12 protein-coding genes are annotated in these 15710 nt (G+C 67.6%); 8 read left to right on the top strand and 4 right to left on the bottom strand.

The window, feature by feature from the left end:
* Positions 1-14: 14 nt before the first annotated feature.
* Together TY25_RS25120 and dop are read right to left on the bottom strand one after the other, a co-directional pair.
* Positions 15-209, bottom strand: a complete 195-nt coding sequence (locus TY25_RS25120; RefSeq protein WP_014986166.1) for a ubiquitin-like protein Pup — start codon at positions 207-209, stop codon at positions 15-17.
* Between the two features lie 150 nt (positions 210-359).
* Positions 360-1859, bottom strand: a complete 1500-nt coding sequence (dop, locus tag TY25_RS25115; protein ID WP_014986167.1) for a depupylase/deamidase Dop — start codon at positions 1857-1859, stop codon at positions 360-362.
* A gap of 204 nt (positions 1860-2063) precedes the next feature.
* On the opposite strand from dop, the gene TY25_RS25110 reads away from it, so the two are divergent.
* Positions 2064-3263, top strand: a complete 1200-nt coding sequence (locus TY25_RS25110; RefSeq protein WP_042259847.1) for a DUF418 domain-containing protein — start codon at positions 2064-2066, stop codon at positions 3261-3263.
* Positions 3264-3274: 11 nt separating this feature from the next.
* Here TY25_RS25110 and TY25_RS25105 read toward each other — a convergent pair whose 3' ends face one another.
* A complete protein-coding gene (locus TY25_RS25105; RefSeq protein ID WP_042259846.1) occupies positions 3275-4036 on the bottom strand; it encodes a DUF6882 domain-containing protein in 762 nt (253 codons plus the stop codon).
* A gap of 64 nt (positions 4037-4100) precedes the next feature.
* Between TY25_RS25105 and TY25_RS25100 the strand changes: the two genes are divergently transcribed.
* A complete protein-coding gene (locus TY25_RS25100) occupies positions 4101-4628 on the top strand; it encodes an NUDIX hydrolase (RefSeq protein WP_201773702.1) in 528 nt (175 codons plus the stop codon).
* 17 nt (positions 4629-4645) lie between these two features.
* Here TY25_RS25100 and TY25_RS25095 read toward each other — a convergent pair whose 3' ends face one another.
* The gene (locus tag TY25_RS25095; protein ID WP_029895718.1) at positions 4646-5356 is read right to left on the bottom strand and encodes a TetR/AcrR family transcriptional regulator; all 711 of its coding nucleotides are present in this window, start codon (positions 5354-5356) and stop codon (positions 4646-4648) included.
* 99 nt (positions 5357-5455) lie between these two features.
* On the opposite strand from TY25_RS25095, the gene TY25_RS25090 reads away from it, so the two are divergent.
* The 6 genes from TY25_RS25090 to TY25_RS25065 all read left to right on the top strand — a co-directional run bounded on the left by TY25_RS25090 (position 5456) and on the right by TY25_RS25065 (position 15323).
* Entirely contained in the window at positions 5456-6355 is a 900-nt protein-coding gene (locus TY25_RS25090) for an AurF N-oxygenase family protein (RefSeq protein WP_042259842.1), read from the top strand.
* Positions 6352-8118, top strand: a complete 1767-nt coding sequence (locus tag TY25_RS25085) for a DUF4873 domain-containing protein (protein ID WP_042259839.1) — start codon at positions 6352-6354, stop codon at positions 8116-8118. The genes TY25_RS25090 and TY25_RS25085 overlap by 4 nt, the downstream gene beginning before the upstream one ends.
* A 110-nt stretch (positions 8119-8228) precedes the next feature.
* On the top strand, positions 8229-9851 hold the full coding sequence (locus TY25_RS25080; RefSeq protein WP_146153933.1) for a right-handed parallel beta-helix repeat-containing protein: 1623 nt from the start codon (positions 8229-8231) through the stop codon (positions 9849-9851).
* A 209-nt stretch (positions 9852-10060) separates the two neighbouring features.
* Entirely contained in the window at positions 10061-11824 is a 1764-nt protein-coding gene (locus TY25_RS25075; RefSeq protein ID WP_042259833.1) for an AMP-dependent synthetase/ligase, read from the top strand.
* Positions 11825-11842: 18 nt separating this feature from the next.
* Complete coding sequence (locus TY25_RS25070) at positions 11843-13015, top strand: PucR family transcriptional regulator (protein WP_014986175.1); 1173 nt, start codon at positions 11843-11845, stop codon at positions 13013-13015.
* Between the two features lie 250 nt (positions 13016-13265).
* A complete protein-coding gene (locus tag TY25_RS25065; protein WP_081869094.1) occupies positions 13266-15323 on the top strand; it encodes a CocE/NonD family hydrolase in 2058 nt (685 codons plus the stop codon).
* Positions 15324-15710: the final 387 nt, after the last annotated feature.

The raw sequence follows: 15710 nt of genomic DNA, 5'->3' as shown, positions 1-15710 counted from the left end.
GGGGTCACCTACTGTCACTGGCCGCCTTTCTGAACGTACGCGCGGACGAAGTCTTCGGCGTTCTCCTCGAGCACATCATCGATCTCGTCGAGTAGGTCGTCGGTCTCCTCCGCAAGCTTTTCGCGGCGCTCCTGACCGGCGGCGTCCACACCGTCCGGGCCCTCATCCTCGTCGCCGCCCCCGGCGCGCTTGGTCTGCTCTTGTGCCATGGCAGCCGACCTCCTCTGTCCTCATCATGACCGGAGCTCACTTGCGAGCACGGCCCCGATCATGAGCAATGTCCGTGCCCGTTCTTCAACACTACCCAGCAGAACCGACGCGATGTCGTATTCCGTACCGATGTGGAACTGTGTTGATACCTAGGTTGTGAGCTGTTCCACAAGGTCGGCGGCCGAGGTCACGCCGTCGAGCAGCTTGCCGACATGGGCTTTCGTGCCCCGGCGCGGTTCCAGGGTCGGGATGCGGACCAGCGAGTCGCCGCCCAGGTCGAAGATCACCGAATCCCAGCTCGCCGCGGCGATATCGGCGCCGAAGCGGCGCAGGCATTCGCCGCGGAAGTAGGCCCGGGTGTCGGTGGGCGGGTTGGTCATCGCGTCGAGCACCTGCTGCTCGGTGACGAGCCGTTTCATCGAGCCCCGTGCCACCAGGCGGTTGTAGAGACCCTTGTCCAGCCGGACGTCGGAGTACTGCAGGTCCATCAGGTGCAGCTTGGGCGCGGCCCAGCTGAGGCCCTCGCGCTGGCGCATGCCCTCGAGCAGGCGCAGCTTGGCCGGCCAGTCGAGCAGGCTCGCGCATTCCATCGGGTCGCGTTCGAGCAGGTCGAGCACCATCGCCCAGTTCTCGATGATGTCCTGGACGCGCTTGTCGTCGTTGCCGGTGCGATCCACGAACTTGATCACCCGATCCAGGTACATCCGCTGCAGCGCGAGGCCGGTGAGCTCGCGGCCGTCGGTGAGCGCGACGGTGGCGCGCAGGGTCGGGTCGTGGCTGATCGTGTGCACGGCGGTGACCGGGCGGGCCAGTTGCAGATCGGACAGGTCCTCGCCCGCCTCGATCAGATCCAGTACCAGCGCGGTGGTGCCGACCTTGAGGTAGGTCGACATCTCGGCCAGGTTCGCGTCGCCGATGATGACGTGCAGCCTGCGGTATTTGTCCGCATCGGCGTGCGGCTCGTCGCGGGTGTTGATGATGCCGCGCTTGAGCGTGGTCTCCAGGCCGACCTCGACCTCGATGTAGTCGGCGCGCTGGGAGAGCTGGAACCCGGCGTGATCGCCGGACTGGCCGATGCCGACCCGCCCGGAGCCGGTGACCACCTGACGGGACACGAAGAACGGGGTCAGGCCCAGGATGATCTGGTTGAACGGGGTGTCGCGGCTCATCAGGTAGTTCTCGTGGGTGCCGTAGGAGGCGCCCTTGCCGTCGACGTTGTTCTTGTACAGCTGCAGGCGCGGCGCGCCGGGCACGCTGGACGCGTGCCGCGCGGCGGCCTCCATCACCCGCTCCCCCGCCTTGTCCCAGATCACCGCGTCCAGCGGATCGGTGACCTCGGGCGCGGAATATTCGGGGTGCGCGTGGTCGACGTAGAGCCGCGCGCCGTTGGTGAGGATCATGTTGGCCGCGCCGACCTCGTCGGCGTCGATCACCGGGGCCGGGCCGTTCATCCGGCTCAGGTCGAAGCCGCGCGCGTCGCGCAGCGGCGACTCCACCTCGTAGTCCCACCTGGTGCGTTTCGCCCGCGGCACACCCTCGGCGGCGGCGTAGGCGAGGACGGCCTGGGTGGAGGTGAGGATCGGGTTGGCCGACGGCTCGGTTGGGGTCGAAATCCCGTACTCGACCTCGATTCCGATGATGCGCTGCATGGGTCGAGCCTAGTAGGCGTCGCCGACTGCGGTCCGTGCACCGCCCTCCCCGGACGCTGCGCAGCGCGTCGGAGCACCCTCCGATCGGCCGCGCTCCGGGTGCCGGGTTACGCCGAAGGATGGGCCGGACGACCCGTGAATTCATCCTGCGCGTGGTACTTCCGAAGGATCTGCGCGCGCGGCCCGAGGGCCGATTCTCGATACATGACCGATTCTCTCGCCCATCCGCGCGCCGCCGGCGCGCAAGGCCCCGTTGTGCCCGCACGCCCGCGGCTGGTCGCGCTGGATGTGTTGCGCGGCATCGCGATCCTCGGCACCCTCGGCACCAATATCTGGATCATGACCAACAGCCGCGGCATTCTCGGCTATCTCACCGAGCTCAAAGGCCAGGCCGAAGGCTGGCTCTGGACCGAGCGAGTGCTGCAGCAGCTGGCGCAGGGCAAGTTCCTCGGCCTGCTCACCATCATGTTCGGCATCGGCCTGGCGATCCAGCAGGCCTCCGCGCAGCGCGGCGGCCGCAAGTGGCCGGGCACCTACCCGGTGCGCGCGGGACTGCTGCTGCTCGACGGTGTGCTGAACTATCTGTTCGTCGCGGAATTCGACGTGCTGATGGGTTACGCCGTCACCGGTTTGGTCGTCGCCTATCTGCTCGTGACAAGTGAACGCGCACAACGCCGTTGGCTGATCGGCACGGCGAGCATCCATGTCGCGATGCTCACGCTCATCGCGCTCGCGACGATCTTCGCGCCGGACGACAGCGGGCCCGAGATACCGCAGCAACGCGCGAATCCCTATGCGGACGGGTCGTTCTGGGATCTCGTGGTGTTCCGGGTGCAGGAGGTGGGCCCGTTCCGGGTGGAGACGCTGTTCGTCTTCGCGATGTCGATCGCGCTGTTCCTGCTCGGCGCCCGATTGTTCCGGGCCGGGGTCTTCCGGCCGGAGGGCGCCGTGCTGCGCAAACGGTTGATGATCATCGGTTTCGGCGTCGCCGCGCCGCTCGATCTGCTCGCGGGCGTCTTCGGCGGCGGCCACCTGTTCCTCTACACCCGTTACGGCACCGCGCCTTTCGTCGCGCTGGGTATTCTCGCGCTGGTCGCGCAGTTCTACCTGCGCCGCACGCAGGCCGGGTTCGTCGGCCGCCGCCTCACCGAGGTCGGGCGGACCGCGCTCAGCTGCTACATCCTGCAGAATCTCGTCGCGTCGATCCTGTGCTACGGCTGGGGTTTCGGCCTCGCCGCGCGGGTCGCGCCCGACCTGTACGTGCCGTTCACGGTCGGCATGTATCTGCTGGTGTCGGCGATCATCGTGACGAGCGCGCATCTGTGGCTGCGCCGCTTCGAGCGCGGGCCGGTGGAATGGGCCTGGCACCGCGGCTACCAACTGCTGACGGGCACGAAAGGCTGACCGCCTGCGGCTCAGCACATCTCGATGTTCGCCGTACGCGTGGCGGGTGCGGACGGTAGCTCGATGCGATCGATCGCGACGCCGACCTCGAGATTGACCACGTGACCGCCATCATCGAACTCGATGGTGCCCGTGACGCCGGAGCCGCTGAATTCGAGCAGGCGCTGGCGCTCCACGAACTCGGTGACCATGCCCCGCCTGCTGAGGTAGCTCTGCATCGCGCGGCGGTAGTCGACCAGCGGCAGGGCGTTCACCCCGTGCGCGAGCACCCGGGCCAGCCCGGCCGCGGTGGGCGGCGGCAGCCGGAAGTCCGGATGCTCGACCAGAAACGCGACACACGTGCCGTCGGTGACACCGCAGTAGGAACTCCAGTGCCCCGACACCACTTTCGCGGCATCGGCCAGCAGGTTCGCCACCTGGTGCGGTTCCGGCTGCGCCCGGCCGAGCGCGACCGGCATCTCCGCGGCACACAATTCGGCGACGCCGTAGCGAATCCCGAACTCGCGCACCATCCGTGCCACCGCGATCAGCGGTTTGCCGAAACCCCACGGGTTCGCCCAGGCCCACAGCCATGATTCGGCGTCCGCGGTCCCGAGCAGATGGAACTTCGTACAGACCACCGTGCGTTCGGCACCGATGAATTCCAGCCGCCCCGCCTCCATATCGGCCTGCCACCGATGCGAACCCAGCACCTCCTCGACGTGCAGGCGATGTTCGAGCGACAGCAATCCCGCGTCGTCGAGCAGCCTCGTCAATGGCACAGGTTCGGACACCGGCCTCAGCGTAGTCAACGTGGTCCCCCTCCTCCGTACCGTCTCGCCCCGCTAGTTTCGTGTCGTGACCTTCGCCGATCGATATCCGTTGCTGCACACCCCGACCCACTGGGCGTGGGGCGAGATGGACGTGCAGTTCCGCACCGCCGCACCCCCCGACGAGCTGGTCACCAACATCCACGTCGTCGGCTTCGTCGGCGACACCGTCGTGCTGTGCCGCGACGAACGCGACGTCTGGCTGCTGCCCGGCGGCACCCGCGAAAAGGACGAGTCCATCGACGCTTGCCTCCGCCGCGAACTTCGGGAAGAGGCGGGCGCCTACCTTACCGGTCCGGTGCGGTGGCTCGGCGCACACTACGCCACCAGCAATCGCGCTGCGCCGTTTCGGGATTGGCAACCGCATCCGCACAAGGCCTGGCTGTGGTGCGCAGCCGACGTGGCGCTCGACGCCGCGCCGACCAATCCGGACGACGCCGAGCAGATCGTGGAGGTGCGGGCTTTTCCGATCGAGGAGGCGGTGCGGCACGCCCGCACCGACGGCGAGCACGTGCCCGAATTGATCCGTCTCGCAGTCGAACTACACCGGCCGTGAGCAGCCGCGCCTGCTGATCACCTGGCGCTCAGCGCTTCCGGTGCCACCAGCAGGTCCCGCACGACCAGATCGCGCTCCAGCGGCACGCCGAGACTGCGTGCGTTGCCCTCGAAGAGCGCCAGCACCGATTCGGTGAGGATGCCTTCCACCTGGTCGGAGGTGAGCGTCGTGCCGGCATCGGCGCGCCAGCTGTTCACCACCCCGTCGACGAAACCGATGATGCCGAAGGCCATCGGCCGCGCGCGGGCCTGGTCGATGCCGAAGCCGGACAGCCAGAGCGCGAACATGTCGGCCAGCCGGCCACCGATCCGGTCCCTGGCCCCGGCCAGCGAGGTTTCGCCCTGCGGCGCCGCGCCGCCGATGAAGCGGTGCAGGTTCGGGTGCCGCTCGACCCAGCGGACGTAGGTGCCGATCGCGCCGCGCACGGCGTCGCGCACAGTGCCGTCGGGGTGCAGCGTCGGCATGATCTGTGCCAGTAGCGATTCCAGGATCTGGCGGCGGATCTGCTCGTCCAGATCGGTGCGGCCGTCGAAGTGGCGGTAGACCACCGGGCGGGGCAGCTTCAACCGGTCGGCGATCTGCTGGACGGACACGTCGACGCCGTTTTCCTCGATGACGGTGATCGCCGCGTCGATCACGTCGGCCCGCCGCCGGGCCTTGTGCCCGTTCCAGCGAGTCGCGCGGCCGTCCGCGGCGGGCGGCTCGGACTGGGCACTCGTCGTGGTCACCTCATCACGATACCCGCAGCACGATTGACTGCGACATATTGTCTCACTAACCTGTATGTAACAGTTTGTATCGGTTAAATCGACAATGTTGGAGCAGTCATGGGCAACGACGCCGCACTGATCCCCCAGGAGTCCTTCGCGCAGCGCCTGCTGACCGGATCGGTCAAGAAGTCCTACGACCCGGTGATCGACATGGACTGGGACGCGCCCCTGGATCCGGACAAACTCTTCCTGCCCGCCGAGGTGGTCTCGCTGTACGGCACCGCGCTCTGGGAATCGATGACCCCGCAGCAGCGCCGCGAACTGTCCCGTCAGGAACTCGCGAACGTGCTCTCCGTGGGCATCTGGTTCGAGAACCTGCTCAACCGGCTGCTGTTGCGCGAGCTGATGGCCGACGACCCGACCACCAGGCACTCGCACTACACGCTCGTCGAAATGGGCGACGAGTGCCGGCACATGATGATGTTCGGCAAGCTGATCGATCGCATCGAGGCCCGGCCGTACTGGCCGCGCCGGGCGGGCCGGATGGCCATCGGGGTGCTGCCGCTCTTCTTGCGCGGCTCCATGACCTGGGTCGGCGCGCTGGTCGGTGAGGAGATCTTCGACGCCATCCAGCGCCGCACACTCGACGATCCGGAGTTGCAGCCCTTGGTGTCTCGCGCGATGCGCATCCACGTCACCGAGGAGGCACGCCATATCGGTTTCGCCAGGGACGCGCTGGCCAGGCGGGTGCCGACCATGTCGCGGGCCGAACTCGCCTACACCCGGCTGTGTGTCGCGGTCGCGGCCCCGCTGTTCGTCTACCTGCTGACCAACCGGCACATGTACGACCGCGCCGGCCTCGACGGCCGGGCGGCCCGCCGGATCGCGGCGAGCAACCCCGATGCCAAGAAGGCGCTCGGCATCGGTGCCGCGAATCTCGGTGCGTTCCTGCAGAAACAAGGACTCATCGGCCCGATCGGCGAGTGGATCTGGCGGCAGCGGGGGTTGCTCGGATGAACCCCGAACCCGATATCGTCATCGTCGGTGCGGGTTTCGGCGGCCTCGGCATGGCCATCGAATTGCGCCGGGCGGGCATCGACGATTTCGTCGTGCTGGAGAAGGCCGGTGAAATCGGCGGAACCTGGCGGGAGAACACATATCCGGGCGCGGGCTGCGATGTGATGTCGCTGATGTACTCGTACTCTTTCGAGCAGAATCAGCGCTGGACACGCATGTTCGCGCGGCAGCCGGAGATCCTCGACTATCTGCGCGACACCGTGGACAAGTACGACCTGCGCACCCATCTGCGATTCCACGCGGAGGTGGTGACACTCGATTTCGACGATGCCGAGGACCGCTGGACCGTCGGGCTCGCGGACGGGCGGCGATTCCGGCCACGCCTGGTCGTGCTGGCGTCCGGTCCGCTGCACGAGCCCTCGATCCCCGCCTTTCCCGGCCGGGAAGAGTTCCGCGGCAAGAGCTTTCACTCTGCGCAGTGGGAGCACGACTACGACGTGCGCGGTAAGCGCATCGCGGTGATCGGCACCGGCGCGAGCGCCGTGCAGTTCGTGCCGCGGATCGCCGAGGATGCCGCGCAGGTGACGGTCTTCCAGCGCACCCCGCACTGGATCGTGCCGAAACCCGACCGCCCACTGTCCGCGCTGGAGCACGGCGCGTTCCGGTATCTGCCGGGCGCGCAACGACTCTACCGATGGGCGATCTACTGGGGCTACGAGTCGATGATCCCCGCGTTCATGCATCCGGAGCTGATGCGCCGGGTGGAGTCGGTCGCGCGCGGCCACCTGCGCAGGCAGGTACGCGATCCCGAACTGCGGCTGCGGCTCACTCCGGACTATCGGCTCGGTTGCAAACGAATCCTGGTGTCCAACAACTACTATCCCGCGCTGCAGCGGGAAAACGTCACGTTGCAGACCACGCCGATCGCCCGGCTCACCGAGACCGGCATCGCCACCGTCGACGGAGCCGAGGAAACATTCGACGCCATCGTCTACGGCACCGGTTTCAAGATCTCCGACCGGTTCGCCGACCAGCACATCGTCGGCGCGAACGGGCTCACACTGCCGCACGCTTGGCGCAACGGCATGGAGGGCTTCCTCGGCGTCGCCGTGCACGGGTTCCCGAACCTGTTCCTCATTGTCGGCCCCAATTCCGGTGGCGGGCATCAGTCGATCATCTTCATGATCGAGGCACAGGCGCGCTACCTCCGCCAGTGCGTCGAACTGCTGCGCAAGACCGGCAACACCCGGATCGAAGTGCGTTCAGCGACCCAGCACGAGTTCAACCGCCGCACCCAAGCGAAACTCGCCGGGACAGTGTGGAATTCGGGCGGCTGCCAGAGCTGGTATCTGGACGAGCACGGGGTCAACCGCGCCGCGTGGCCCGGCTCCAGCGTGTCCTACTGGCGGGCCATGCGGCATCCGGATCCCGGCCACTACGACCTCACCGTGGCCGCGGACCGGGAACCGGCATACGAGTATTCGGGTCCGGCGATGCTCGACGCCCCCGGCGCGCTGCTACCGGTGACGGTCGCGCTCAGCGGGCACGCCGACCCGATCGACGGCCGATATCACTGGTACGGCCGGATCACTGCGACGGCGGGCGACGAACTCCCCGATCCCGGGCGCGCGGAGGTGTTCCTCGCGCTGCCCGGCCGCTACCCCACCGCCGGCCGGTTACAGGAGCGCGACCCCTGGGGCAACCTGCGCATCGTCGGCATCGGCGATCCGCCGTATCCGCTGGCGACCGCGGTGGCACACTGACCGGACCGGGCAAAGGCACAAAGAAGCGACGTCAGGTTCGGCATTCTGCCGATACCCCGCGCGCCGCACATCGGGTGGGCTGGATCAACCAGATCGATCCGGAAGGCCCCATGAAACTCACCTCGCCGCAGCTCGCCGCGATCGGCACCTGCTGCTGCCTGCTCACTTTCGCCGCGGTACCCACGCAGGCGGCCGCCGACCAGGGCCGCACCTGGTATGTGAGCGCGACCGCCGCGGCAGACGGAAGCGGCACCGAGACAGCGCCTTTCAACAGTCTGGCGGCGGTGCAGCAGGCTTCCGGCGAGGGCGACACCATCGTCGTGCTGCCCGCACCGCCCGGGACAGCGCCGCTCGACGGCGGTCTGGCGCTCAAACGCGGCCAGCACCTGATCGGCGGCCGGGCGCCGGGAAGCGTTGCCGCGGTGGCCAATACGACCGGCGCGCTGGACGGCGACGCGATCCGGCTGGCCCCGGACACCGAGGTCCGCGATCTCACCGTCACCGCGGCCCAGCGCGGCGGGATCTACGGTCGCAACGTCGGAAACACCACGCTGAGCGGCAACACCGTGACCGCGACCAACCGGGCCTGTCACGACGGTTTCCTGGTGCAGCCGTTCCCGCCGATGCTCGGCGTTCCGTTCGGCACGTCGCTGCCGGTCGCACCGAATGTGGTGGCGCTCAACAACGGCTGGGCCGCCATCATGGTCGACTCCGACGCGGGCGCGAGCACGCTCACCATCGAGGGCAACACCGTGCACGACACTCCGTGCGGCGACGGCATCGACGTCCGCACCACCGGCACGGCGCAGGTGTCGGCAACCCTCACCGGCAATCTGACCGAGCGGATCAATCAGGGGCTCGCGAAGCTGTCGGTCCTGGCCGTCGGCCTGCAGAGCACCGGAACCTCCTCGCTCACCGCGGCTTTGCGCGGCAACACCCAGCGCGATATCGCGGTGCCCGAGCACGACCCGCTCAACGCCGCGGCCGACAGCGAGGGCCTGTTCGTCAACGCCGCCGACCGCGCTCGCATGCGAATCACCATCGACCGCAACAGCTATCGGCACGGCGGCGGCCATTTCTCGGCCAACGGCATCGAATTCGTCACCAGCAATGGCACTCCGGACAGTGAGGTGACCCTGACCAACAGCGAATTCATCGACGTGCCAGGCGATATCGTCGAAAATCTCAATCTGAGCGCCGAGGGCGCGCGCCACGTGATGACCATCGACGGGCTCTCCGCCGCCCGCTCCAGTTTCCTGGCCGCGGTGCTGAATCCGGTGGTGCCGGGCAACCTCGGCAGTTGCCTGTTCTCGGCCAGTTTCGGCCGGGACAACACCACCGCGCTCACGCTGCGCAACGCGCAGCTCAGCCAGTGCAGCGCCGACGGTATCGGCGTCTACGCCTACTCCCCCAGCGGTCCCGCGCCGGCCCGGGCGCGCATGACGTTCGAGATCGCCGACACCACGGTGACCGACGCGGCGGTCGCCGACCTGCACGTGCACACCGTCGGCGACCTGGCCGAACTCACCGGTAAGGTCGAGCGCTCACGTTTCGGCGGCGACGTGGTCCTGACCCAGAGCACCGGCACCCTCGGCGCCGGATCGGTCATCGATTTCGGCGGCGGACGCCTCGGCAGCGCCGGGGCGAACTGCTTCTCCCCCGCCACCGAGACCGACCTGGCCGCGCCGAGCCTGCCGGTCGACCATCCCGGCTCGTGGCCGCTGTGCCAGTGAGGAAGAAACTTGGTCAATTGCACAAGGCGGCGCGCCACACTCTGCGCGTTTGCCGCTAGCGAAGACGCTCACTCATGCGTTGTGCTTAATAGTGACGATGAGGTCATCTCCGTCTCCCCGAACGAGCGGCGCGGGCCTCAGCCCTTCGGTAGCAGAGGTTAGGTCTTGGTTTCAACGACAGTCCCGGCGGTCACCGGCCGCCCGACACGCTGTGTGCGGCATTCCAGGCGAATGTCGCCAAATACTCCGACGCGGTCGCGCTGCGCACCTTCGGTGGCGCCGTCTCGATCACGTGGCGGGAATACGGCGAGCGGGTCCGCGCCATCGCCACCGGGCTCGCCGCGCTGGGCGTCGCGCCCGGCGACACGGTCGCGATCATGCTGACCAACCGCCCGGAGTTCCACCTCTGCGACACCGCCGTGCTGCACACCGGCGCGACCCCGTTCTCGGTCTACAACACCAACCCGGTCGACCTACTGACCTACCAGTTCGACAACTCGGGCGCCAAGGTCGTCATCTGCGAGCAGCAGTTCGCCCCGAAGATCCTGGAGGCGGTCGCCAAGGCTGCCGAGCAGGGCATCCACGTCCAGCACGTGATCAGCGTGGACGCGGCGCCCGAGGGCACTCTCTCGCTCGCCGAGGTCGAGCAGCGCACGGCCGACGGCTTCGATTTCGACGACACCTGGCGCAAGGTGCGGCCCGAGGATCTGCTCACCATCGTCTACACCTCCGGCACCACGGGGCCGCCGAAGGGCGTGGAACTCACCCACACCAATTTCATCGAGAACGCCAGGGTGCTAGACCAATTCGGCGGCGGCACCGCCGAGGACCGGGTGATCTCCTACCTGCCCGACGCCCATGCCGCGAACCGCTGGTTCGCGCACTACCTCACCATGCTCACCGGCGCGCAGATCACCACGGTGCCCGATTTCAAGCAGGTCGCCGCCGCGCTCGGCGAGGTGCACCCGAGCGTGTTCCTCGGCGTGCCCCGGGTCTGGGTGAAAGTCAAAGGCGCACTGGAAGAAAGGTTCGCCGCGGAGGCTCCGGTCAGGCGCAGGCTGGTGCGCTGGGCGATCGACATCGGCCGCAAGCAGGCCCGCGCCGTGTCCGACGGCCGCACCCTGGGCACGCTCGACCGCATACAGCTCGGTCTCGCGGATCGCCTTGTGCTCGCGCCGATTCGGGAACGGCTCGGCCTGGACAAGGTGCGCGTCGCGGTCACCGGCTCGGTCGCGATCCCGCCGGAGGTGCACGAGTTCTTCCTCGGCCTGGGTCTGCCGCTGTGCGAGGGCTACGGCATGAGCGAGTGCACGGCCGGCGCCACGCTCAACCCGCCGGAGCGGATCAAGATCGGCACCGTGGGCACCGTGCTGCCCGGCGCGGAGATCATGCTCGCCGAGGACGGCGAGGTGCTGATCCGCGGCAAGATGGTGATGCGCGGCTACCGCAACGACCCGGCCAAGACCGCGGAGACGATCGACGCCGACGGCTGGCTGCACACCGGCGATATCGGCACCATCGACAGCGACGGCTACCTGTCGATCATCGACCGCAAGAAAGAACTCATCATCAACGCGGCGGGCAAGAACATGTCCCCGGCCAACATCGAGAACACCGTCACCGACAACTGCTCGCTGGTGTCCACGGTCGTCGTGATCGGCGAGCAACGTCCGTTCAACACCGCGCTGCTGCTGCTCGACCCCGACCTGGCCGCCGCGTACGCCCAGCGGCACAACCTGACCGGGACCACGGTCGCGGAGCTGGCGAAGGACCCGGTGATCCTCACCGCGATCGAGGAGGGCATCGCGGCGGCGAACAGCAAACTCTCCCGGGTGGAACAGATCAAGAAGTACATCGTGCTCCCCGAGGTGTGGGAGAACGGCAGTGACTATCTGACGGCCACCGGCAAACTCAAGCGCAAGCCGATTTCCAGCGGTTACACAGATACGATCGAGGCCCTGTACTCGACCTAGTCCGGGAAGAAGACCAGCATGATGCCATCGCGGACACGGGTGTTCGACGACCTCCATCGACGGACCGCGTCGATGCTCGACGGGTTCTACGCGTCGATCCCGCCCTACGAGCGGTTGCCCCAGTCGCTGGTCGAAACGGACTTCGCCCGGGGCACCAAGCTCAACGTCGACCTGTTCTTCGAATACCTGCGCCGCGGCGAAGAACCCACCGACGAGGACACCCGGGAACTCGTCGAACTCGCGATGGACCGGTTGCGCGACGGCACCCCACTGCCCGAGGTGCTGGAGCGCTACCGGCTCGGCGCGGCGTTCATCTGGGAACGGTTGCGCGCCTCGGCGAGTCCGCCGGAGCGCGAGCTGCTGCTGGACGCGTCGCTGGTGCTGTTGAAGTACGTCACGCTGGTCACCTCGCGGATCGCCGGCGCGGCCACCCAGCGGGTGCACGACCCCCGCTGGGAACTGATGGAGCGCAGGCGCGGCATCGCCGACGCGCTGCTCACCGGCCGTGATCCGGTGGAATGGGCCAACGATCCGGTGATCCCGGTGGCCGACGCGTTCCTCGTCGCGGTGTTCCGCCTGTGCGGTACCCGCGGCGGGCCCGCGTCGGCGCTGCGGCACCGGGTCGAGGCGATTCCGGGCGTGTTCCTGCGCCTGGACGCCGGCGGCTGGACCGCGCTGATCCCGCTGCAGCCGGGTGACGACGGTTCGGCCACGCTCGGCGGGCTCACCGCACGACTGCCCGTGCAGGAGCCCACCGAGCCGCCGCCGTACTGGGTCGGCGTCGGCGCCGCCCGCAGCAAGGACGCCATCCCGGCGATGTACGCCGAGGCCAGGGTGCTCGCCGAACTGGGCCGGTGCCTGACGAAGCGCGAAATCCTGTGCCGCAGACAGAATCTGCAGTTCGAATACACCGTCGCGGTGAGCGATGCCGCGCGTCCCGGCCTGGCCGCGGTGCTGGCGCCGCTGGACGCGCAGCCGATGCTGGCCGAAACGCTGGAGGTGTTCGTCGACAGCGGTTTCAACCAGCTGGCGACGGCCCGCCAGCTCAACGTGCACCGGAATACGGTGACCTACCGGCTTTCCCGGGTGCACGAGCTGACCGGGCTCGACCCGCATCGTCCCGCCGACGCGATGACGCTGTCCGCCGCGCGGCTGGCCCGGCGGCTGGAGTCCGCGGCGTTCGCTCCGTAACCCGCTCGCACCCAACCTTTTAGGCACTTTTCCAAAGACCGTTCGCGCGCTCTTGCGAATTGCCAGTGTTGCGGTACCCCGCCTATGCGTTGTGCTGGGTACCGACGATGAGGTCAGGCGTGGCGCCGACTCGCCTGGACACAATCCGGGACGCGGTGGCCACTGTTCTCCGCACTCGATCCGCGCACCAGCCGATGGACGGGTAGCAGGCCGTTTGACCTCGACCACCGCCCAGCAAAGGTTCAGGTAGTTGAGAATTGCTTCCCGGACGCGGGTCTCCCGCCGCACCGTGACGGTCGCCGCCGCGTGCACCGCCGTCGGACTGATCATCCAGTTCACTCCCGCCGCGCACGCGGTCCCCAGTTCGGGCCCGGTCCCGAACGCGCCCGCCGATTTCGGCCTGCCCGCCGGCTACCAGCCAACGCCCGAACGCTACGGCGTCGCTTATGAATTGGGACATATCGTGCCGCTCGCCGACGGCACCCAACTGCAGACCGAGGTGCGCTATCCGACCGACCCCGCGACGGGGCAGCGCGCCGCGGGCGAATTCCCGGTCGTCGTCAACTTCACCACCTACGGCGCGGTGACGAGCGCGCTCACCGCGGCGGTCACCAGCGTGATCGACACTTTCCACATTCCGCTGCCCGATCAGCTGAAGGACGCCCGGCGCATCATCAACCAGGGCACCAGCGCCCAGGACATGCTGGTGCGCCGCGGGTACATCGAGGTCATCGCGGATGTGCGCGGCACGGGCGGGTCGACCGGCGCGTGGAATCCGGCCTCGCAGCAGGACGGTGTGGACGGCGCGCAGTTGGTCGACTGGGCCGCGAAGCTGCCGGGCTCCAACGGCAAGGTCGGCATGTACGGCTACTCGTTCCCCGCGCTGTCGGCGCTGCGGACCGCCGAATCCGTTTCGCCCGGTTCGCCGTTGAAGGCGATCGTGCCGATGGCCATGCCCAACAACATCTTCAACGAGGTGCTCGGCCACGACGGCATGATGAGCCCGATCCTGCTGACCGCGATCTCGGTGCTGGTGCCCTATCTCAGTCTGATCGGCCCGTTCATGACCGCCGTGGTGTCGCCGCAGCAGTTCATCAGGTCGTTGGTCGATCATCTGCAAGCCGTGGTCTCTTCCGACAGCACCATCAAACTGCTGCTCGAGGCGTATGCGGGCGGTCCGCTCGCCTATGACGGCCAGTGGTGGCAGGACCGGCGCTTCGAAACCGAGCTGCGCCGGGTGGTGGACAACGACATCGCGATGTACCAGGTCGGCGGCCTCTGGGATCTGTACCAGGAAGGGCCGTGGCGCAACTACTCCCAGCTGCAGAACATCGCCGCGGGCAAGGATCAGTTCGCGCCGATGGCGCCGGGGCAGGCCACCGACGGCCGGTATCAGCTGCTGATGGGCCCCTGGTACCACGTGGGTCTGGGCTTCGGTCCCGGCTCCCGGCTGGATACCGACATGATCACCGTCGCATGGTTCGACCGGTGGCTCAAGGACATTCCGAACGGAATAGACAAAACCGACACGCCATTACATGTGATCGATCCGAACAATATGGCGGTGGCCACCGCGCGGTATCCGTTCGAACAGGCCGCGATTCAGCGGCGCTATTTCGACGGCAACCGCCTGGTGGCGCAGCCGCCCGCGGCCGCCGACGCCTCGGATCGGCTGGACTACACCGGCATCGACACCATCTGCAACCGGCAGAGCCTCGGCCAGTACAGCGCCGGCCTGTTCGATTTCCTGTTCCGGCTGTTCAACGCCTACAACCCCTGTACAGAGTGGGTGCAGGAGCCGACCGCGGGCCTGCGCTACACGATGGACCCGGTGACCGAACCGACCGTGCTGGCCGGACCGAGCAGCGTCGAGCTCTACGCGTCCTCGACGAGCAACGACGCCGCCTTCCAGGTCTGGCTCGACGATGTCGCCCCCGACGGCACGGCGGTGAATATCACCGGCGGCTCCCAGCTGGCCAGCCAGCGCACCCTGAACGATGAAAAGACCTGGCGCACAACGGATGGCACGATCTACGCACCGGAACACGTGGTGCGCAAGGATGCCGAGCAATTGCTCACGCCGGGCGCGGTGACCGAACTGGCGATCAAGATCCGCCCGACCTTCTATCGCCTGGAACCCGGGCACGCGCTGCGCGTGCGCATCACGAGCGGCACGTTCCCGTCGACCATGCCGATCCCCACCGACCTGCCCCGCCTGCTCGGCTCGTCCCAGCAGATCCACCGGGACGCCGTACGACCGTCCAGCCTCATAGTTCCGCTGGCGCCGGCGTCCGCGTTCACCGGCTGACCGCCCGGCATACCTGGGCCGAACCGACCGGCCCAGGTATGCCGCAGGTCACGTTTAGCCCACCTTCAGACCCTCGACCTGTAAAGATCGCGAAAACCTAGGATGAATTCCAGGTGCTTTGAGACACATTGTCACGCTATCTCTCAGCTATCTGAACATTAAGTATTTCATATATCCGCAGGCTGCGGCGCTGCCGCTCGCGGTTGCGTGGCCCGCAACACCGTTGTCCGGCAACCTCCGGCAAATACCGGTGACTCACCTCACCGACACATTCGCCGGGAATTTCTTCTACAGTTTGTCTCGTCCCGGTCCGACGATGACGTCCCGGGACCGTTCGGACAAAGTTCTCGGATGCAGGCCGAAATTCTTGTCACTATTCGGATCGGT

Origin of the sequence: Nocardia brasiliensis NBRC 14402 (assembly GCF_000308475.2) — a bacterium.
GTDB lineage: Bacteria > Actinomycetota > Actinomycetes > Mycobacteriales > Mycobacteriaceae > Nocardia > Nocardia brasiliensis.
Note: the sequence above shows the minus strand (reverse complement) of the source record. Positions and strands in the feature narration are given on the sequence as shown.